The following is an 18,632-nucleotide window of genomic DNA, read 5'->3' as shown; positions in this document are numbered from 1 at the left end:
CGCATCCGGCTTCCGGCTGCGAGGCGCTCAACGCTTCGCCTGTCTAGAAAGATTTTCCGCGCCGCACAACGTCCGGCGTCGCCATGGTGGCCGAAGCACGGCAATGCCGCCGTTTGCCCGGGGCAAATTCGCAACAGGCCAGTTGACGAACACCCATCCGCCCGTATAGTCCGCGCCCATCCAGGCCGCCCGGCCTGAGCCCCTATGGCGGAATTGGTAGACGCGCTCGACTCAAAATCGAGTTCCGCAAGGAGTGCTGGTTCGATCCCGGCTAGGGGCACCACCCTTCGCTCTGCGAGCTCCGGATGGCGCGTCATCCCACAAGCGCCCTACCGCATATTCCCCGTATGCCCCTGGGAATACCGCCCTGGCTGCGGCCACACCGTCAGGCCGTGCGGCTCGGCGCCGACGCGGATCTTGGTCACCGCGCCGCTCACCGTGTCGATCATATAGACCTCGCTGTCGAAGCGGCCGGAGAGCCATAGCTGCTTGCCGTCGGCGCTGATATTACCCATGTCGGGGCTGCCGCCGCCGGGGATCGGCCATTGCGCGACCACGGCGCGAGTGGCAAAATCGATCACCGTCACGCTGCCCGGACCCTTGGCCCTGCCCTGCTCCATCTTGTGCGAGCCGCGGTTCGAAACATAGAGCCGCTTGCCGTCGCGGCTGACGACGAAGCCGTGCGTGCCGATGCCGGTCGGGATGAAGCCGACTTCGCGAAAACTGTCGCCGTCGACCAGGAACACGCCGTCATTCATCATGTCGGCCACGTAGAAGACCTTGCCGTCGGGCGAGAGGCGGATGTCCTGCGGCATGCCCATCCTGGAGAGGTCGAGGTGACCGAGCACCTTGTGGTTCTTCAGGTCGATCTTGGCCAGGCCGCCGTCGCCATATTCGCAGGTGAAGATCGCATAGGAGCCGTCGATCGAGAAATCGGCATGGTTGATACCGGTGCAGGTCGGCGTCGGCAGGCTGGACTTCAGCGCCATGGTGTGGGGGTTGCGGAAATCGAGCTGCTTCATCGCCTCGTCGACGACGATTGCCGCGCTGCCGTCCGGCATGAAATAGAGATTATAGGGATCGTCGACCGCAATCTGCTGGCCCGGCTCGGCCGTCATCGGGTCGATCGGCGTCAGGCTGCCGTTTTTGCCCGTGCCGTTGTTGGCGACCCACAGCGTCTTCAAATCCCAGGACGGCACGACATGCTGCGGCTTGCTGCCGACATTGAAACGGTCGACTTCCTTGAGCGTCACGCTGTCGATCACCGAGACGCTGTTGGAGGAGCGGTTCGGCACATAGACGCGCGGCAGCGCGCCGGTCGTTACCGGGCTGAGATGGCCAGCGGCGGTGTGTTTGTAGATGTTGACGGGCGGCGGCGGCGGTTCGCTGCAGTCCTCGGGGCATGTATCGGCTAAGGCGTGGGCTGGCCAGGCTTGGACAGACGAGAGCGCAATCAGCAGCAGGGCCGCACGAAGACTGGTGTGACCCAAAAGAGTTCTGATCATCTGAAGGCCGGCCCCGAATTCGCCGCCCGGACCCATAGCTTGTGCCCCGCCGGTGATCTAGCGCCTTTTCAAGAGGCTCCGCATGCGGTTGCGCAGGATGCGTGCCATGTTGCGGGTCTCGCGGTAGAGGTGCAGCTGTGAGGCCGCCTGACGGGCCAGCCGGTCGGCGTCTGGCGTCAGCCCGACCACCAGCGTGCCCATCGGCTTGCGCTCGGCCCACAGCCGGCTCATCACCGGATGGTCCGGAACCGCGCAGGAATCGGTCATGACGATGTTTGGATCGTCGAGATGCTGCTTGGTGACCTCGATCATCAAAAGCGTGCCCGGCGAATGGGCGGAGAGCGTCTCGTCATAGGCCGTCTTCCAGGTGTAGGCGACGCCGGCCTCGACGAAGACGACTAGGCAGGCGATGGTGCGGCCGTCGAGGGTCAAGAGGTGGATGCGGCACATGTCCTGCTCGGCCAGCCGGTGCACGGCCTCGCGGGCGAAGGCGGCCCGGTAGCGGTCGATCGCCATCGCGGTGCGCTCGCGGCCTTTCCAGCCGGCCGCTTCCAGCGTCAGGAAGCTTTCGATGGCGTGGCGGATCTCGTCCGGCCCGCGCGCCACGACGTGCTCGAGCCTGCCTTGATCGGCAAGGCGCCGCTTCAGGCGGCGGAACTCGCGATAGTGGTGCGCGCGCAGCGACGCCTTGAGGTAGTCCTCACCGTCGGCATCGCTCTCCAGAACCGGACGCTCGACCTTGCCGGTGGTCACCAGGGTCAGGCCGCGGCTGTCGGCAAACGAGGTGAGCAGGCTTGCCACCGGACCGTCGAGGCGCATATCGGGCAGCACGAAGACTTTTGGCAACTTGAGATGCGGCCGCGACAGCATCGAGAAGAAATCCTCGATGACACCCATGGGATCGTCACGGTCGACCAGCGGCGTGCCGAGCGGGCCGAACGGGCTCGACCATGTGCGCATCACCGGAACGCCGAGCGGGATCGCCGGCCGCTCGACCGAGAACGGCACCAGAAGGCGCAGCCGGTTGCGATACTCGTCGCCATCGCGGATGACGGCCAGCCGCACCTCGCGGTCTTCCAGCCGCGGCATCGCCGGAGCCAGGAAGCGCGGGTTGAAGAAGACATTGGGCTCGATCGTGCGGGCGCTGAGGTAGTCGAGCTCCTCGACAAGGTCGAAGCCGGCCGAGGCAGGGTAGATGGCGAGCTTGCGTTCCGGCCTGTTGCTGGCGAAGAGCTCGATATGGGCGGGGTCCGCCTCGCGCGCCAGGCCGGCGAGGTTGGAGACCATGGCGCCGGCGGGGCCGCCGCTGGTCTCTTCGAGCAACGGGATGGCGGCCATCAGGCGATTTCCTTCTTTGCAGGCACGAAGATCGCCATCACGATGCCGAGCTTGCGCCAGACGGTGAAGGAGAGCGCGCTGGCCTCGAAGACCATGGCGAGGCTGGTGGCGATCGCCGCGCCCCAGAGGCCGAAGAGCGGGATCAGGATCACGTTCAGGCCGATGTTGAGCGCAAGCGTCATGGCGTAGACGGCGGCGCAGATGTTCTGGTTGCCGCTCATGGTGAGCAGGCTTTCGCAGGGGCCGACGGCGGCGCGCGCGACGACGCCCAGCACCAGCAGGAAGAGCAGCGGGTAGCCGGCGGTGAATTCGGGACCGAACAGCACCAGCATCGGCTCGCCCAGCGCCAGCACCAGCAGCGCCATCAAAAGCGAGGGCCAGAAGGTCCAGGAGACCGTCTCGCGGGCGAAGGCGGCAAGCCGGTGCGGCTCGCCATGGGTGAACTGGGCGTAGCGCTGGGCGACACCCGCCTTGACCGCGAAATAGACGAAATGCACCAGCGCCAGCGTCTTCACCGTGGCGAAGTAGACGGCGACGTCATTGGGATCGAGATAGGCGCCCACCATCAGCACGTCGGCATTGGTGAGCAGGAAGAAGAAGCCCTCGACCAGGAAGATCGGCAGCGAGACGAGGATCCACTGGCCGAAATGCACGGTCATCGGCCCGGGCGGGACTTTCTTGTCCATGCGCGAGGTGACGGCCATCAGCTGGCCGAGCGTGGTGACATAGGTGGCGGCGATCAAGGCGAAGATCGCGGTCTTGGCGTCGGGCACGTAGCGCAGGCCAAGCATCAGCGCCATGAACACCAGGATCAGCACCGGCCGCACCAGATAGGTGGGCGACAGCGCCAGCAGCGCCCAGGAATTGGCGCGCGCCAGCCCTTGCAGGAGATCGCCGAGCGCGATCATCGGCAGGCAGATGGCGCCGAGGATGAAGGGGATGACGTAGTAGTTCTCGATCCAGTTTGAGGCGAGCCAGACGCCAAGCGCGCCGAGGCCCGCTACCAGCGTCGAGGCGACGAGCACGAAGAGGCGGCTCGCCTGCACGATGCCGCGCAGCTCGGCCAGCATGCCGCGCTCGCGATATTCGGGAATGAAGCGGATCACCGAAGTGTGGAAGCCGAGGCAGGCGAGATTGCCGACGATCACCATCGTCACCCAGACCAGCACCGAGATGCCGTATTCGAACGACCCCATCCAGCGCGCCATCAGCACCTGGCTGACGAAGGCGATCAAGGCGCTGACGATGCGGATGGAAAAGGCGATCAGCGACATGCGCCCGGCTTCGCCGCGCTCGTCGGCGGTGAACAGCACGGCATCGATGCGGCCAAGCAACGGCCGCATGCGCAGCGCCCAGCGCTGCGGCAGGAACCGCCCGGCAGTCGTTGCCGCGGAAAAGCGCACCCAGAACTCTCCGTTTTCCGCCTCTTTCCAAGGTTTCGGTCTATCCGAAACACCTTAAGAAAGGGTGGGTGGGGCTTTCCTTCTCCCCGTGAACGGGGAGAAGGAATGGGCGCTCTTACATCCCCTTCATGGCGTCGCAGGAGACATTCGGGTTCATGTCGGCGAAGGCGCCGGTCGGGTTCTGCTTCCAGGCCCAGACATGCAGTTCGTAGAATGGGCCGAGGCCGTAGCGGTTGGGCGCCGTGTTGAAGTTGAAAAGATGACCTTCGAGCGAGGCGGGACCTTTCGAAGTGATGTATTCGACTGCGATCAGCTTCAGCGTGCCGTCGGCCATCGGCTCGTACATCACCGCTTCCGGCTTGGCGACGTCGACGGCGTCGTCCTTCAGATAGGCGGCGTTGACGTAATGGATGCCCATGGCGCCGCCGGTGAGGCCGCTGGCGCAGGGGATCGGCGCGTAGCCCTCGGCTTTCGCCACCGCGACGTCCTCGAAGCGGCTGTCGAGCGCCCGCACTTTTTCGGCAAGCGGATTGGCGGTTTCCGCCGTGGCGGCGCCTGCAACCATCATGATGATCGCGGCAGAGGCGCCGACGATACATCTGGTCACGATATGAATGCTCATTTGTCTCTCCAATTCAGTTGCGGCGCGCAAGCGGCGGGAGTTGGCCAGTCAACGCCAACTCCGCACGCCAGCGGCGCCTGTCGTAAAAGGGATGGTCGCTGATCCCGATCGGGGCAGGATCAGCGGTGATGCCACCAATAGTCCCAGTATTCGCGCGGGTTTTCCCGCTCATCGAGGCCGATGTCGCGTCTCAGGTAATCGTCCTGAGGCGGCAGAAGGCGGCGCCGGTTTCGCAACGGCGAAAGCAGCGCCGACAGGGCCCGTCGCATGTAACCGCGCCGGGGCGAGGCCTTGTCCGCCGCGGCGGATACACTCTCGCTATCCGGCACGGCATCAGGTCCGCCAGCGACGGGACTGATCTGCCCGACACTGCCCGCCCAGTCAGCGATAAAAGTAGGGGTCGAGGACCCGCACCTCCGTGATCTTGTCGACAGGAAGCGAATTTTTCTGCGCCGTGCTGCGGATCGCCTCCGGCGAAGGCGCGTCGTAGATGCAGAAGCTCTTGCCCTTGTCGGGCGAGACGAAGGACTGCACCCAGGTGACGCCCTTCTCGGCATTGCGGGCGATGACGCCGCCCATCGCCGTGGCGCCGGCATCGTTCATCGGTACGTGCAGGCCTTCCGGGAAGGTGCGTTCAACGAGATAACGTGGCACGATCGTCTTTCCTTTCGTGATTGGATTGCAAGTCTCCACGCAATTCCGGACGAAAGGCCACGGCGAAGTCGCCGAGCCCACCCGCTACGCGGTTTTCCGTGGAATTGTCCTGCGCTCGTTTCGAGCGAGGCGGATACCACCATGTCCGCAAATCCCACGCATCGGAGCCATTCCCCATATTGGCCGGGACGATTCCCTATCTTTGGAACGTTCTATGTGGAAGATGGCACCTTAGTGTGTGGAAAGTCACATTTCAGGGCTGTCTCCCAGGCTATCGCGGTGGCGACCCGCCACGATGGAATTCCGATTTCGCGAGAGAGCGATGATGCTTCTGGAACGGCAGCCGCAGCTGCAGCAGATGGACACCCTGTTGGCGGATGCAATAGCGGGCCGCGGCCGCGTCGTGGTCGTCTCTGGCGAGGCCGGCGCCGGCAAGACGGCGCTGGTCGAGGTGTTCGCGAGCCGGCTGGATGACGGCGTGAGCGTGCTTCGCAGCGCCTGTGAGGACCTGTCGATTCCTGATCCGCTGGGGCCGCTTTACGATCTGGCGCGCAACGGGCAGTGGGAATTGCCGCGGGCGATCGACGACCGCCAGTTGCAACGGCTGCCATTGTTTTCCGAGGCGCTCGACGTCTTCGAGGCCAAGGGCCCATGCCTGCTCGTCATCGAGGATCTGCACTGGGCGGATGACGCGACGCTCGATTTCGTGCGCTTCCTCGGCCGGCGCATTGCGAACACCCGCATCCTGCTTCTGATCACGGCTCGCACCGACCGCAGCGAAGGACAGATGCGGGTGCGCCGGGCGCTCGGCGAGATACCGGCCGGCAATGTCGTGCGCATCGACGTGCCGCTGCTCAGCGAAAGCGCGGTGCTGTCGCTGGCCGCGGCCGCCGAACGCGATGGCGGCGCGATTTACCGGGCGAGCGCCGGCAACGCCTTCTTCGTCACCGAGCTGCTCGCCGCCGAAGGAAGCGGCGCCTTGCCGGCAAGCGTGCGGGACGCCGTGCTGGCGCGCGCCGAAAAATTGTCACCGGGCGCCCGCTCGATGCTCGACGCGGTCTCGGTGTTCCCGCGCCGCGCCGATGCGTGGGCGCTCAGCGGCCTTTGCGGGATCGCCGCCGCCGGCCAGCTTGCCGAATGCGTCGCCCACGGCCTGCTCGAGGATTTCGGCGACGGCTATGCCTTCCGGCACGAAATTGCCCGCACGGCCATCGAGATGGCGCTGACGCCCAGCAAACGGCGCGAGTACAACGAGCGCGCCCTGGCAGCCTTGCGGGACAACCCGCAGGTCGCCACCGCAAGGCTGGTGCATCATGCCGTGGAAGCGCAAAACCTGGATGTGGTGCGCGAGCTCGCGCCGGTGGCCGCGCGCGAGGCTTCCCACGTCGGCGCGCATCGCGATGCGGCGGGCTATTACGAGGTCGCCCTGCGCTACGCGGATATCCTGCCGATGGAGAAGCGGGCGGAGCTTTACGAAGGCCATGCCTTCGAGTGCCACCTGATCGGCCGCATCGACGCGGCGATGGAGGCGCAGGGCCGAGCGCGCTTGCTGCGCCAGGCGCTGGGCGACCGGCTCAAGGAAGGCGACAGCCTCCGGTGCCTGTCGCGCTTCGCCTATCTGCTCGGCGATCGCGAGTCGGCGGACCGTTTCGGCGAGCAAGCCGTGGAACTTCTGGAGACCGCGCCGGACAGTGCCGAGCTGGGGATGGCCTATTCGAACCTCTCGCAACTGGCGATGCTCGCCGAGCGGCTCGATGACGCGCTTTTGCTCGGCGGCAAGGCGGTCGAGCTGGCGGAGCGGCTCAACCGCCCGGATATTCTCTGTCATGCGCTGAACAATGTCGGCGCCGCGGGACAATGGCTGGATTTTACCAAGGGGCGGCGCGATCTCGCCCGCAGCCTCGGGATTGCGCTGTCGGGCAACTTCCAGGAGCATGCCGCGCGCGCCTTCACGAACTGCGCCTGCGTCGAGATGAACAGGCTCAACTTCAAGGAGGCGGCGTCGTTCCTGGAGCGCGGCATCGGCTATTGCGTCGAGAACGATCTCGCGACATGGCGCGATTACATGCGGGGCGTGCAGGCGCAGCTTCTGCTTCGCCGCGGCCTTTGGAACGATGCCGCGACACTGGCGCATGAGGTGGTGGACGACGACGCAACGACACCGCTCGTGCGCTATCCGTCGCTGGTGGCGCTGGCAAGGTTGCGCATCCGCCGCGGCGACCCGTCGACCGAGCCGATCGTCGAGGAGATGCGGCGGTTCCTGGACAAGGGCATGGAACTGCAGCGCCTTGTGGCATTTGCCGGGGTGCTGGCCGAATTGGCGTGGCTCGGGCAAGCCGACAGGCAGGAAGCCCTGCGCCTGATCGCGGTCGCGGAAAGCCTCGCGCCGACGCCGGCCGTGTTCGGCGAGCTTGCGATCTGGCGGGAGCTGTTGTCGCCCGACCCCGAACCCGGCGATGTCAACGGCATGGCGGAGCCGTACCGCCTGCAACTGACCGGCGACTGGCGCGCGGCCGCCGCGCTATGGGCCGAAATGGGCGCGCCTTTCGAACAGGCCATGGCCCTGCTGCTCGGCGACGAAGCGGCACAGCGCGAGGCGCTCGCCATTTTCGAGGATCTTGGCGCGAGGGCGGTCGCGCAGCATGCCCGCGGCCTTATGCGCGAAAGCGGGGTCAGCCATATCGCGAGAGGACCGCGACAGGCGACGCGCGCCAACCAGGCCGGTCTCACGCAGCGCCAGATGGAAGTGCTGGAACTTCTCGATCGAGGCTTTTCCAACAAGAAGATCGCCGCGCATCTGACGATTTCGCCCAAGACGGTCGATCACCACGTCTCGGCGGTGCTGGAGAAGCTGGAAGTCATCTCGCGTGGCGAAGCGGCGGCCGCGGCGCGCGCGTCGGGCCTGGTGTGAAGCGGCCGGCAAAATCCGAACCAAGACCGCCGTTCTGGAGGAATCGCCAGCGCCGGCGCTGCCCCTCATCCGCCCTTCGGGCAGCGTCTCCCCGCAAGCGAGGAGAAGGAAATAGGCTTCAGGCGAAGGCGCCGTGGCAGTGCTTGTATTTCTTGCCAGAACCGCAGGGGCAGAGCTCGTTGCGACCGACCTTGCCCCAGGTCGAGGGGTTCTTCGGGTCGCGGTTTTCCGGCGCGACGACGGCGTTGGTATCCTGGCGCATCAGAAGCGCGGTCTCGCCGCCCTGGAAATCGTCCTCGCCGGTGGAGCCGTCGATATGGCTGCCGAACATCTCAGGCGTTTCGGGCGGCGGCGCATCGGCCGCCTGGCGCACCAGCTCGACGCGCATCAGCTGCGCGGTGACGGCCTGGCGCAGGTTGCCGAGCATGCCCTGGAACAGCTCGAAGGCTTCGCTCTTGTATTCCTGCAGCGGGTCGCGCTGGGCATAGCCGCGGAAGCCGACGACCGAGCGCAGATGATCGAGGTTGACGATGTGCTCGCGCCACAGATGGTCGAGCGTCTGCAGCACCACCGAACGTTCGACATAGTTCATCACGTCGGGACCGAAGCGGTCGGCGCGCTCCTTGGCGGCAGCGTCGGCCGCGGCGGTGATGCGCTCGCGGATGTCATCCTCGGCGATGCCCTCTTCCTTGACCCATTCCTCGATCGGCAGGTCCAGGTTGAGGTATTGCGCCACCTCTTCCTTGAGGCCGGCGACGTTCCACTGCTCGGCATAGGCATTCTCGGGGATGTTCTTGGCGACGATCTCCTCGATGACGCCTTCGCGCATCTCGGCGATCGTCTCGGACAGGCCTTCGCCGTCCATCAGCTCGAGGCGCTGCTCGAACACCACCTTGCGCTGGTCGTTCGCAACGTCGTCATATTTCAGGAGGTTCTTGCGGATGTCGAAGTTGCGCGCCTCGACTTTCTTCTGCGCTTTTTCCAGCGCCTTGTTGATCCAGGGGTGGATGATCGCTTCGTCTTCCTTGAGGCCGAGCTTCTGCAGCATGCCGTCCATGCGCTCGGAGCCGAAGATGCGCATCAGATCGTCCTGCAGCGACAGGAAGAATTTCGAGCGGCCGGGATCGCCCTGGCGCCCGGAACGGCCACGCAGCTGGTTGTCGATGCGGCGCGATTCGTGGCGTTCGGTGGCCAGGACGTAGAGGCCGCCGGCGGCCAGCGCCTTTTCCTTCAGGCGCTCGACGTCGTCGATAATCTCTTTTTCCCGAGCCTCGCGTTCGGGTCCGGGCGGCATGTCGCCAAGCTCCTCGGCGATGCGCATCTCGGCGTTGCCGCCGAGCTTGATGTCGGTGCCACGGCCGGCCATGTTGGTGGCGATGGTGATGGCGCCCGGCTTGCCGGCCTGGGCGACGATGGACGCTTCCCGCTCGTGGTGACGGGCGTTCAGGACCTCGAAGTCCTTGATGCCTTCCTTGCGCAGGCGCTCGGCCAGCAGCTCGGATTTCTCGATCGAGGTGGTGCCGACCAGGATGGGCTGGCCACGGTCACGCGCGTCTTTGATTTCCCTGACGATCGCCTTGTATTTCTCATCGACCGTCCGGTAGACCTCGTCGTCCTCGTCCTTGCGGGCGACCGGCAGGTTGGTCGGGATCTCGGTGACTTCGAGATTGTAGATGTTGGCGAATTCTTCCGCCTCGGTCAGCGCTGTGCCGGTCATGCCGGCAAGCTTCTTGTAGAGGCGGAAATAGTTCTGGAAGGTGACGGAGGCCAGCGTCTGGTTCTCCGGCTGGATCTGCACATGCTCCTTGGCTTCGAGAGCCTGGTGCAGGCCTTCCGAATAGCGGCGGCCGGGCATCATGCGGCCGGTGAACTCGTCGATGATGACGATCTCGCCGTTGCGCACGATGTAATCGCGGTCCTTCTGGAACAGCAGATGCGCCTTAAGCGCGTTGTTGACGTGGTGGACGATGGCGACGTTCTCGACGTCGTAGAGCGACTCGCCCTTCAACAGGCCGGCGTCGCGCAGCATGTTCTCCAGCTTCTCCGTGCCTTCCTCGGTGAAGATGGTGGTCTTCTGCTTCTCGTCGACCTCGTAATCGGCCGGACCGAGCTTCAGCATGAAGGCGTCGATGGTGTTGTACATTTCCGAACGGTCCTCGAGGGGACCGGAAATGATCAGCGGCGTGCGCGCTTCGTCGACCAGGATGGAATCGACCTCGTCGACGATGGCGTAGGAGTGTCCACGCTGCACCATCTGCGAGCGCTCATACTTCATGTTGTCGCGCAGATAGTCGAAGCCGAGCTCGTTGTTCGTGGCATAGGTGACGTCGCAGGCGTAGGCCTCGCGGCGCTCGTCGTCGGAAAGGCCGTGGACGATGATGCCGACAGTCAGGCCGAGGAATTTGTAGACGCGGCCCATCCATTCGGCGTCGCGCTTGGCGAGATAGTCGTTGACGGTGACGACATGCACGCCCTTGCCGGCGAGCGCGTTGAGGTAGACCGGCAAGGTGGCGACCAGGGTTTTGCCCTCGCCGGTGCGCATCTCGGCGATGCCGCCATTGTGAAGCACCATGCCGCCGATCAACTGGACGTCGAAAGGCCGCATACCGAGCACGCGGCGGGCCGCTTCGCGCACCGTGGCGAAGGCCGGGACCAAGAGATCGTCGAGCGAAGCGCCGTTGGCGAGATCCTGGCGGAACTTTTGCGTGCGCCCCGCGAGCTCGGCGTCGGAAAGCGCCCGCATCTCGTTTTCCATGGCGTTGATGGCTTCAACCCTGGGCCGGGTCGACTTGACGCGGCGGTCGTTGGAAGAACCGAAAACCTTACGGGCGAGACCGCCGAGACTGACCATCCAATGGTCCTTTCGATAGCAATTTTAGCCGTTTGCGATAGGCGCCGGGCGGGCCCATCAAATCCGCGTGAATGCGGACAAACGCAAAAAGCGCCCGGAAAACGGTTCTGGACGCCAAGTCGATGGACAGATAAGAGGGGGCTCAATCGATGTCAACGCCGCGTTAGCCCTATGGGCAGCGCCAAATTCCGCCACAATCCGACTGATCTGGAACCCTTTCGCTCACGCGATCCTTACTGGCAATCCCCATTGGAGTTTATCTCGATGTCCCTGTCGTTCCGCCGCGCCTCGCTCGCCAGCCTTGGTCTGGCCTTCGGGCTCTCGGCTCTTTGCCTGTCGCCGCTGATGGCGCAGGAGACCAAGCCCGCGGATGCCACCGCGCCTGCCGCCGCTCCCGCGAAGCCGGTCGACCCCAATGCCGTCGTCGCCATGATCAATGGCGAGAAGCTGACCGAGGCCGATCTGCAGCTCGCCGAAGGCGAACTGTCGCAGCAGTTCGCCCAACTGCCGCCCGACCAGCGCCGCGCGGCAGCCCTTTCGGCCGCAATCGAGATTCGCGTCATGGCCAAGAAGGCGGTCGATGCGGGCCTCGACAAGGACGCCGACTTCCAGCGCCGCATGGCTTTCCTGCAGGCGCGCGCCCTGCATGGCGAGGTCGTCGAGAAGGAAGTGGTCGACAAGGTGACGGACGCCGAAGTGCGCGCCCGCTACGACCAGGAGATCGCCAACACGCCGCCGGTCAACGAGGTGCATGCGCGTCACATCCTCGTGAAGACGAAGGAAGAGGCCGAGGCGATCATCAAGCAGCTCGATGGCGGCGCCGATTTCCAGAAGCTCGCCAACGAACACACCAATGACCCCTCGGGCAAAACCAATGGCGGCGACCTCGGCTGGTTCGGACCGGGCCAGATGGTGCCGGAATTCGACAAGGCGGCCTTCGCGCTCGACGTCGGCAAATACACCAAGGAGCCGGTGCAGACGCAGTTTGGCTGGCATGTCATCAAGCTCGAGGACAAGCGCGCCAAGCAGCCGCCGGCCTTCGACGACGTCAAGGACCAGGCCAAGCAGGCGGTGATCCGCGACAAGTATTTCGCCATGGTCAAGGACCTGCGCGCGGCCGCCAAGGTCGAGATCCCGGACGGGAAGCTCAAGAAGGACGTCGACACGCTGGAAGGCGGCAAGTAATCCGCTACCGACGGGGTAATCCTGCAAAGGGCGCCTCGGAGGCGCCCTTTGCTTTTCGGGGCTCAGGGCTTTTCGGGGCTCAGGCGGTCGCTATCCCGCGCGTGATGTAGCGGACGGCGGTACGGATCGCCGCCGCGTCCTCGTCGAGCCGCCCGGTCAGCAGATGCCGCCAGGCGAAGGAGGCGATCAGGTCGGCGACGATCCCGGCGTCGATATCGGCCGCCACCTCGCCCCGCGCCTTGGCGCGCTCGATCATCTGGCCGGTATGGCCGCGGCGCCCTTTCGAATATTCGGCAAGCGCGGCCGCGGCTGTCTCGTCCGACTGCGCCTCCGCGATCAGAGAGCGGAAGATGTTGCCCGACGGGGTGTCGCGCCAATGCCTGAACAGATTCTGGAGGAAGCCGGCCAGGTCGTCCTCGATGTTTCCGGTGTCGGGCGTCTCGACGCGCTTCTGCCGCTGGTAGACCTCGATCAGCAGAGCCGCCTTGCTCGGCCACCAGCGATAGATGGTCGGCTTGCCCGCTCGCGCCCGCCGGGCGACAGCCTCGATCGAGAAGCCGGCATAGCCCGCCTCGCGCAACACCGCTTCGGCGGCCTTGACAATGGCATCGGCGCTCTCGGGGTTGCGTTTCGCGCCGATCGACTTGCGCCCGCGAGCGGCGGCTTCGCCCATCGAGGTCTTCCTTAGCCGGTGAATCTGGTGCCGATCATATTGGCTTCGGCGATGAAACGAAACGACGCGTTTCCAACTGCGAAGCCGCCGGCCAGGCCGGCAGGGCGCGGCCAGAACGCCCCTTGCGCCGGCGCGCGCTATCGGGCAAACCGGCGTTCCTTTCGTGTTCTTGCCGCTCCGGGGTCCCGATGTCCGCTACGATTTCGCCGCTCGCACCGAAGAAATATCCGAAGATGCCGGTCATCGAGGGTGTGCGCATCGCGACCGCCGAAGCCGGCATCAAATACCGGAACCGGACCGACCTGCTCGCCATGGTCTTCGATCCGGGCACGGCGGTCGCCGGCGTGTTTACCAGGTCGAAATGCCCGTCGGCGCCGGTCGACTTCTGCCGCCAGAACCTGCCTGCCGGCAAGGCGCGCGTGCTGGTGGTCAATTCCGGCAACGCCAACGCCTTCACCGGCAAGAAGGGCAAGGCCTCGACCGCGCTGACCGGCGAGGCGGCAGCGAAGGCCGCCGGCTGCTCCGAGAGCGAAGTGTTCCTGGCCTCGACCGGCGTCATCGGCGAGCCGCTCGACACAACCAAGTTCAGCCATCTGCTCGCCGGCCTGGTCAAGGACGGCAAGCCGGATCTGTGGACCGAGGCGGCCAAGGCGATCATGACCACGGACACCTATCCGAAGGTGGCAACCCAGACGGTGAAGCTCGGCAATGTGGATGTGACCATCAATGGCATCGCCAAGGGCGCCGGCATGATCGCGCCCGACATGGCGACGATGCTTTCCTTCATCGCCACCGACGCGCCGATCGCCGCCCCCGTGCTGCAGGACCTGCTGTCGCGCGGCACGGCCAAGACCTTCAATGCCGTGACCGTCGACAGCGATACCTCGACCAGCGACACGCTGCTCATCTTCGCCACCGGTAAAGCGGCCGCGCGCGGCGCGTCGGCGATCGCCGATCCCAAGGATGCGCGGCTCGGCGCGTTCCGCCGGGCGCTCGGCAAGGTGCTGAAGTCGCTGGCGCTGCAAGTGGTGCGCGATGGCGAGGGCGCGCGCAAACAGGTCGAAGTCACCGTCACCGGCGCCAAATCGGCGCGTTCGGCCAAGCGGATCGCGCTTTCGATCGCCAACTCGCCGCTGGTCAAGACGGCGGTCGCGGGCGAGGACGCCAATTGGGGCCGCGTCGTCATGGCCGTCGGCAAGGCCGGCGAGCCGGCTGACCGCGACCGGCTGTCGATCTGGTTCGGCGACAACCGCCTGGCGCATGAGGGCGAGCGCGATCCGGCCTATTCGGAGGAAGCGACCTCGGCCTACATGAAGCGCGACGACATCCGCATCCGCGCCGATATCGGCATCGGCCGCGGCAAGGCGACGGTGTGGACCTGCGACCTCACCAAGGAATATGTCGCCATCAACGGCGACTACCGGAGCTGATGGCGCCGGTGTCCGGGCATCCCGCAAGCGTGCTGGCGGTCGTGCGCCGCTACGAGGCGGCGGGTTTTCGCGCCTGGCCGGCGGCCGCCGTCCATTATGATGGGACGTGGGTGGTGCGGCTCACCGCCGGGCACCCCGCCAAGCGCCTGAATTCGGTCAATCCGCTCGATCCGGGCGATACGCACGCCATCGAGGAGCGCATCGGCCGCGCCGCAAGGCGCTTCGACGCCTATGGCAGGCCGCTGACCTTTCGCATGTCGCCGCTGTCGGGACAGGTGCTGTCCAGGCATCTCGACAAGGCCGGCTGGAACAGGTTTGACGAATCCCTGGTCATGCGGCTGCCGCTCAAGAACCTCGAACTTGGCGCGGCCATGGACCAGATACCGCTCAAGGATATCAGCCGCTTCATCGGCGCGTCGCTCAGGACGAGCGGCTCGGACGCCTCGCTGCGGCCAGGCCTGTCCGAGGTCATCGGCGCCATCCAGCCGGAGGCGGGGCTGTTCGCGCTGGAAGGCGGCACCGAGCCGCTGGCCACGCTTATCTGCGTCCATGACGGCGATCTTGCCGGCCTGTTCGAGGTCGCCACCGAAAAGTCGGCGCGCAAACAGGGCCATGGCCGCAACCTCATCCTGTCGGCGCTGAAGTGGGCGCGGCTGCGCGGCGCGCGCGAGGCCTGGCTGCAGGTCGAGGCGAGCAATCTCCCGGCGCTCTCGCTCTACCGATCGCTCGGCTTCGAGGAAGTCTATCGCTACCACTATCGACGACCGCCTGGCGCATGAGCGAGATAAAGCCAACCGGGAAGCGCCTGCTCCTGGTCGCCGCCTGCGCGCTGGTCGACGCCGACCGGCGCGTGCTCCTGGCGCAGCGCCCCGAGGGCAAGCAGCTTGCCGGGCTGTGGGAATTTCCAGGCGGCAAGGTCGAGCCTGGCGAGACGCCGGAGGAGTGCCTGATCCGCGAGCTGCACGAGGAGCTCGGCATCGAGACGCAGATTCCGTGCCTGGCGCCGCTCACCTTCGCCAGCCACTCCTATGACGATTTCCATCTCTTGATGCCGCTTTATGTCTGCCGCCGTTTCAGCGGCATCGCGCAGCCCAGGGAAGGGCAGGGGCTCAAATGGGTCAGGCCGCGGCAGATGCGCGACTATCCGATGCCGCCGGCCGACGCGCCGCTGATCCAGTTCCTCATCGATCTTTTGTGATTTCGCGGCCTGCCGCAGCGGCTGTTTCGCGCTTTCCTGGACTGCTTTAGCCAGCGTTAATGGAAGATTTATCTCGACGTGAAAAATTGCACGAAGCCGTTCGCGCGGTGAGATCGTCGATGATTGGGATATACGGCATGAGCCTTGAAAGAGACTGGGACTCGATCCGGCCCGACCGAGGCTTCCGTGCGGTGGACGCCGGCATGGGCATCCTGCGGATCACGCTTCTCTTCGGCTCGGCCGCGGTGGCGCTGGCGCTGATCGCGGCGCCATTCCTGGACAGCCAGACCCGGCAGCAAAGCGCCCGCGACGGCTTCCCCGGCGGACTCGACATGGCGGCGACCGGATCGATCGGCCATCGCCTCAATACATATACGGTGCGCCGCAGCGTGCTGCAGCCGCTGCCCAGTTCAATCTGCGTCATCCGCAATGACGGCAGCCGCAGCGGCGAGTGCTGACTTGGTTAATGATTTCCGGCACGGCGGCGTTTCATTCGCTGTTAAGCTTTCGCCGTTAACCTTTCTTAACGGGTAGGAGGTTAGAGTTTCTGCATAAGGGATGATGGCCATGAAGAACCTGCTGCAGCAATTCATTAAAGATGAGACGGGCGCCACGGTTATCGAATACGGCCTGATCGTCACCGTGCTGTCGCTCGTGATCATCGGCGGCGTCGGCAAGGCCGCGGATGCGCTCCAGTGGTTGTTTAGCGATAACAACAGCAGACTGGTCCAAGCTTTCTCTCCCTGAGCATGCCGGTCAGGCAATCAGAGGCGGCAGTCAACGCTTCCGCACGTCTTCCAAGACAGTTTTCAGCGATACCTTGGCTGACCCGGGCTTGAGCGGCTTCTGCTGCGAGGCGTCCGGCGCCCAGCCGGACATCCAAACGATTGAAAAGCTTGCTCGGATACGGCCATCCGGATCCGAGAACCGCTCGGCATAGATTTCGGCGGCGCGGGCAAACAGGCGCCTGCCGGCCGGCCGGCGGCTGCGGTCGATGAGTGGGCTGGTCTCGCCCATGGCGCGCAGATCGGCGGCAAGATCGAACAGCGTATCGTAGCGCACCGTTACCGTCTCGACATCGGCGACAGGCAATGCCAGGCCGGCGCGCTGCAACAGTGCGCCGGCGTCGCGCACGTCGGTGAAGGGAAGGATGCGCGGGCTCGCGCCGCCGTAAAGCTCCGTCTCCGCCGCAAGCATGCTCTCGCGCAGTTCCGCCAAGGTGCCGGCGCCGGCGAGGGCGCCGAGGAACAGCCCGTCCGGCCTCAGCGCCCGGCGGATTTGCGCGAGCACGCCGGGAAGGTCGTTCATCGCGTGCAACGAGAGCAGGGAGACGACGAGATCGAGGCTGCCCTCCTCGAATGGCACGGTTTCCGGCGGCGCCACCAGGCCGGGATTGCCGGCCAGAAGCGCTTCGTCCATCTCGACGCGCAGGATCTCGCCGGCTTTGCCGCTGTCGGCAAGCACTTGTGCCGCCGCCGATGTCTGACAGAACAGCGCGGCCGCCTTGCCGAAGCGGCGTTCTACGGCGCCCAGCCGGTCGGCAAGATCCTCCGCCGCGCGCCGCATCAGGAAATCGGCGCCTTCGACGGGACGGGCGAGAGCCCGGCGCTTGCGCGTGAGCCAGAGCTCGGTGTCGATCAAGGGCTGCAATGAAAGCTTCCTGTTGTCCGCACATGCCGGAGTGGTGTTAAGGTGGCGCGGGGTTTCTTTTCACGTGGCCGATCCGGTGCACAAGATCAAGACCATAGCGGTCCAGGATATGACACGGCAGGTACTTGCCTGGCCGGCGCGCCTGTTGTTCCCGCCGGTTTGCGCCGGCTGCCGTCGCCATGTGTCGCAGCCTGGCGTCTTGTGCGGCGCCTGCTGGCCGAAGCTGAGGCTTTTGGAAAAACCCTGGTGCGCAGTGATGGGCACGCCCTTCACTCACGATATGGGCGAGGGGTTTCTGTCGGCGGAAGCGATCGCCGATCCGCCGCCCTTCGAGCGAGCCCGGGCCGCCGTCATCTATTCGGGTGTCGCGCGGCAGATGGTGCAAGGGCTGAAATATCAGGATCGAACCGACCTCGCGCCCTGGATGGCGAAGTGGATGATGCGTGCCGGCGCGGAACTGATCGCGGAGGCCGACCTGGTCGTGCCGGTGCCCTTGCATTGGCGGCGCTTCTTCCGGCGCCAGTTCAACCAGTCGGCGGAGCTCGGACGGGCCGTTGCGAAGCTCGGCGGGCTGCCCTTTTCGCCATCCGCGATCAAGCGCGTGAAGCTGACGCGCCAGCAGGTCGGGCTGGAACGGCACGAGCGCGAGGAGAATGTGCGCGCTGCTTTCCGTGTACCGCCGGACGCCGAAATCGAGATAGCGGGGCGCCGGGTACTGGTGGTCGACGATGTCTACACCACCGGCGCGACGGTGCGAGCGGTCGCCAAGGCGCTAAAGAGAGGCGGCGCCGGAGCGGTCGACGTGCTGACTTTCGCGCGCGTTCTGCCGGGGGACTTTCGGGCCGACGAGTCTGCAACTATATAGTGCCTAAGTTGTTGTTTTGGTGCAGATCGTCTTCGCGCAGCAGCTAGGCGATGTGCGTAGGCAGGATTGCTGATCGATGGTCGATGTGACGATCTATACGCGGATGATGTGCGGTTATTGCACGGCCGCCAAGCGCTTGCTCGAACGCAAGGGGGTGACTTATACCGAGCGCGACGCTTCATTCTCGCCGGAATTGCGTCAGGAGATGATTTCACGGGCGCATGGGCGTACCACTTTTCCGCAGATATTCATCGGCGACACGCATGTCGGCGGCTGCGATGATCTCCATGAATTGGAGTCGCAAGGCCGGCTGGACGCGCTGCTTGCCAACGGAGCGAGGGCTTGAT

The 18,632-nt window shown here is 65.3% G+C and carries 18 protein-coding genes and 1 tRNA gene; 10 read left to right on the top strand and 9 right to left on the bottom strand.

Features of this window, described 5'->3' with window-relative positions:
• Positions 1-198 precede the first annotated feature (198 nt).
• Positions 199-283 (top strand) — tRNA-Leu (locus tag FJW06_RS02765).
• Between the two features lie 46 nt (positions 284-329).
• Here the strand turns inward: FJW06_RS02765 and FJW06_RS02760 are convergent.
• From FJW06_RS02760 to FJW06_RS02740, 6 genes are all read right to left on the bottom strand, one after another.
• Positions 330-1,505, bottom strand: coding sequence for a YncE family protein (locus tag FJW06_RS02760; protein ID WP_140747532.1), 1,176 nt, complete (start codon positions 1,503-1,505; stop codon positions 330-332).
• A 57-nt stretch (positions 1,506-1,562) separates the two neighbouring features.
• Positions 1,563-2,843, bottom strand: a complete 1,281-nt coding sequence (locus FJW06_RS02755; RefSeq protein ID WP_140747529.1) for a GNAT family N-acetyltransferase — start codon at positions 2,841-2,843, stop codon at positions 1,563-1,565.
• Positions 2,843-4,246 carry a lipopolysaccharide biosynthesis protein gene (locus FJW06_RS02750; RefSeq protein WP_140747526.1) on the bottom strand — a complete coding sequence of 468 codons (1,404 nt, stop codon included), beginning with the start codon at positions 4,244-4,246 and terminating at the stop codon, positions 2,843-2,845. The genes FJW06_RS02755 and FJW06_RS02750 overlap by 1 nt, the downstream gene beginning before the upstream one ends.
• A gap of 115 nt (positions 4,247-4,361) precedes the next feature.
• Positions 4,362-4,814, bottom strand: a complete 453-nt coding sequence (locus FJW06_RS02745; protein ID WP_225248335.1) for a hypothetical protein — start codon at positions 4,812-4,814, stop codon at positions 4,362-4,364.
• 173 nt (positions 4,815-4,987) lie between these two features.
• The gene (locus FJW06_RS30005) at positions 4,988-5,137 is read right to left on the bottom strand and encodes a hypothetical protein (protein WP_181178113.1); all 150 of its coding nucleotides are present in this window, start codon (positions 5,135-5,137) and stop codon (positions 4,988-4,990) included.
• Between the two features lie 112 nt (positions 5,138-5,249).
• Positions 5,250-5,522, bottom strand: a complete 273-nt coding sequence (locus tag FJW06_RS02740) for a DUF4242 domain-containing protein (RefSeq protein WP_140747520.1) — start codon at positions 5,520-5,522, stop codon at positions 5,250-5,252.
• Between the two features lie 322 nt (positions 5,523-5,844).
• Here FJW06_RS02740 and FJW06_RS02735 point away from each other — a divergent pair, with 322 nt between their 5' ends.
• Positions 5,845-8,433, top strand: coding sequence for a LuxR family transcriptional regulator (locus tag FJW06_RS02735; protein ID WP_246674500.1), 2,589 nt, complete (start codon positions 5,845-5,847; stop codon positions 8,431-8,433).
• A 118-nt stretch (positions 8,434-8,551) separates the two neighbouring features.
• Here FJW06_RS02735 and secA read toward each other — a convergent pair whose 3' ends face one another.
• A complete protein-coding gene (secA, locus tag FJW06_RS02730) occupies positions 8,552-11,284 on the bottom strand; it encodes a preprotein translocase subunit SecA (protein WP_140747517.1) in 2,733 nt (910 codons plus the stop codon).
• 264 nt (positions 11,285-11,548) lie between these two features.
• On the opposite strand from secA, the gene FJW06_RS02725 reads away from it, so the two are divergent.
• On the top strand, positions 11,549-12,469 hold the full coding sequence (locus tag FJW06_RS02725) for a peptidylprolyl isomerase (RefSeq protein ID WP_140747514.1): 921 nt from the start codon (positions 11,549-11,551) through the stop codon (positions 12,467-12,469).
• A gap of 79 nt (positions 12,470-12,548) precedes the next feature.
• Here the strand turns inward: FJW06_RS02725 and FJW06_RS02720 are convergent, their stop codons facing one another.
• Entirely contained in the window at positions 12,549-13,142 is a 594-nt protein-coding gene (locus tag FJW06_RS02720) for a TetR/AcrR family transcriptional regulator (RefSeq protein WP_140747511.1), read from the bottom strand.
• A 188-nt stretch (positions 13,143-13,330) separates the two neighbouring features.
• Here FJW06_RS02720 and argJ point away from each other — a divergent pair, with 188 nt between their 5' ends.
• The 5 genes from argJ (at position 13,331) to FJW06_RS02695 (ending at position 16,517) form a co-directional block, all read left to right on the top strand.
• Positions 13,331-14,572 carry a bifunctional glutamate N-acetyltransferase/amino-acid acetyltransferase ArgJ gene (gene argJ / locus FJW06_RS02715; protein ID WP_140747508.1) on the top strand — a complete coding sequence of 414 codons (1,242 nt, stop codon included), beginning with the start codon at positions 13,331-13,333 and terminating at the stop codon, positions 14,570-14,572.
• Entirely contained in the window at positions 14,572-15,351 is a 780-nt protein-coding gene (locus FJW06_RS02710) for a GNAT family N-acetyltransferase (RefSeq protein ID WP_181178112.1), read from the top strand. Before argJ ends, FJW06_RS02710 begins: the two co-directional genes overlap by 1 nt.
• Entirely contained in the window at positions 15,348-15,770 is a 423-nt protein-coding gene (locus tag FJW06_RS02705; protein ID WP_140747505.1) for a (deoxy)nucleoside triphosphate pyrophosphohydrolase, read from the top strand. Before FJW06_RS02710 ends, FJW06_RS02705 begins: the two co-directional genes overlap by 4 nt.
• Positions 15,771-15,907: 137 nt before the next feature.
• On the top strand, positions 15,908-16,228 hold the full coding sequence (locus FJW06_RS02700; protein ID WP_140747502.1) for a hypothetical protein: 321 nt from the start codon (positions 15,908-15,910) through the stop codon (positions 16,226-16,228).
• A 103-nt stretch (positions 16,229-16,331) separates the two neighbouring features.
• A complete protein-coding gene (locus FJW06_RS02695) occupies positions 16,332-16,517 on the top strand; it encodes a Flp family type IVb pilin (protein ID WP_140747725.1) in 186 nt (61 codons plus the stop codon).
• 30 nt (positions 16,518-16,547) lie between these two features.
• Here FJW06_RS02695 and FJW06_RS02690 read toward each other — a convergent pair whose 3' ends face one another.
• On the bottom strand, positions 16,548-17,420 hold the full coding sequence (locus tag FJW06_RS02690) for a methyltransferase domain-containing protein (RefSeq protein WP_140747499.1): 873 nt from the start codon (positions 17,418-17,420) through the stop codon (positions 16,548-16,550).
• 64 nt (positions 17,421-17,484) lie between these two features.
• On the opposite strand from FJW06_RS02690, the gene FJW06_RS02685 reads away from it, so the two are divergent.
• Positions 17,485-18,285 (top strand): ComF family protein, encoded by an 801-nt coding sequence (locus FJW06_RS02685; RefSeq protein WP_140747496.1) that lies wholly within the window; start codon positions 17,485-17,487, stop codon positions 18,283-18,285.
• Between the two features lie 76 nt (positions 18,286-18,361).
• A complete protein-coding gene (grxC, locus tag FJW06_RS02680) occupies positions 18,362-18,631 on the top strand; it encodes a glutaredoxin 3 (RefSeq protein ID WP_140747493.1) in 270 nt (89 codons plus the stop codon).
• Position 18,632: the final 1 nt, after the last annotated feature.

The sequence above is a fragment of the Mesorhizobium sp. B4-1-3 genome, assembly GCF_006439355.1.
Lineage (GTDB): Bacteria > Pseudomonadota > Alphaproteobacteria > Rhizobiales > Rhizobiaceae > Mesorhizobium.
The sequence above is the reverse complement of the archived record's forward strand: the minus strand, read 5'-3'. Positions and strand labels throughout refer to the sequence as shown.

Coding starts and splice junctions, on each gene's coding strand:
- FJW06_RS02760 (WP_140747532.1), bottom strand. CDS start 1,505: ATGATCAGAACTCTTTTGGGTCACACCAGTCTTCGTGCGGCCCTGCTG.
- FJW06_RS02755 (WP_140747529.1), bottom strand. CDS start 2,843: ATGGCCGCCATCCCGTTGCTCGAAGAGACCAGCGGCGGCCCCGCCGGC.
- FJW06_RS02745 (WP_225248335.1), bottom strand. CDS start 4,814: ATGATGGTTGCAGGCGCCGCCACGGCGGAAACCGCCAATCCGCTTGCC.
- FJW06_RS30005 (WP_181178113.1), bottom strand. CDS start 5,137: ATGCGACGGGCCCTGTCGGCGCTGCTTTCGCCGTTGCGAAACCGGCGC.
- FJW06_RS02735 (WP_246674500.1), top strand. CDS start 5,845: ATGATGCTTCTGGAACGGCAGCCGCAGCTGCAGCAGATGGACACCCTG.
- secA (WP_140747517.1), bottom strand. CDS start 11,284: ATGGTCAGTCTCGGCGGTCTCGCCCGTAAGGTTTTCGGTTCTTCCAAC.
- FJW06_RS02725 (WP_140747514.1), top strand. CDS start 11,549: ATGTCCCTGTCGTTCCGCCGCGCCTCGCTCGCCAGCCTTGGTCTGGCC.
- FJW06_RS02720 (WP_140747511.1), bottom strand. CDS start 13,142: ATGGGCGAAGCCGCCGCTCGCGGGCGCAAGTCGATCGGCGCGAAACGC.
- argJ (WP_140747508.1), top strand. CDS start 13,331: ATGTCCGCTACGATTTCGCCGCTCGCACCGAAGAAATATCCGAAGATG.
- FJW06_RS02710 (WP_181178112.1), top strand. CDS start 14,572: ATGGCGCCGGTGTCCGGGCATCCCGCAAGCGTGCTGGCGGTCGTGCGC.
- FJW06_RS02705 (WP_140747505.1), top strand. CDS start 15,348: ATGAGCGAGATAAAGCCAACCGGGAAGCGCCTGCTCCTGGTCGCCGCC.
- FJW06_RS02700 (WP_140747502.1), top strand. CDS start 15,908: ATGAGCCTTGAAAGAGACTGGGACTCGATCCGGCCCGACCGAGGCTTC.
- FJW06_RS02695 (WP_140747725.1), top strand. CDS start 16,332: ATGGCCATGAAGAACCTGCTGCAGCAATTCATTAAAGATGAGACGGGC.
- grxC (WP_140747493.1), top strand. CDS start 18,362: ATGGTCGATGTGACGATCTATACGCGGATGATGTGCGGTTATTGCACG.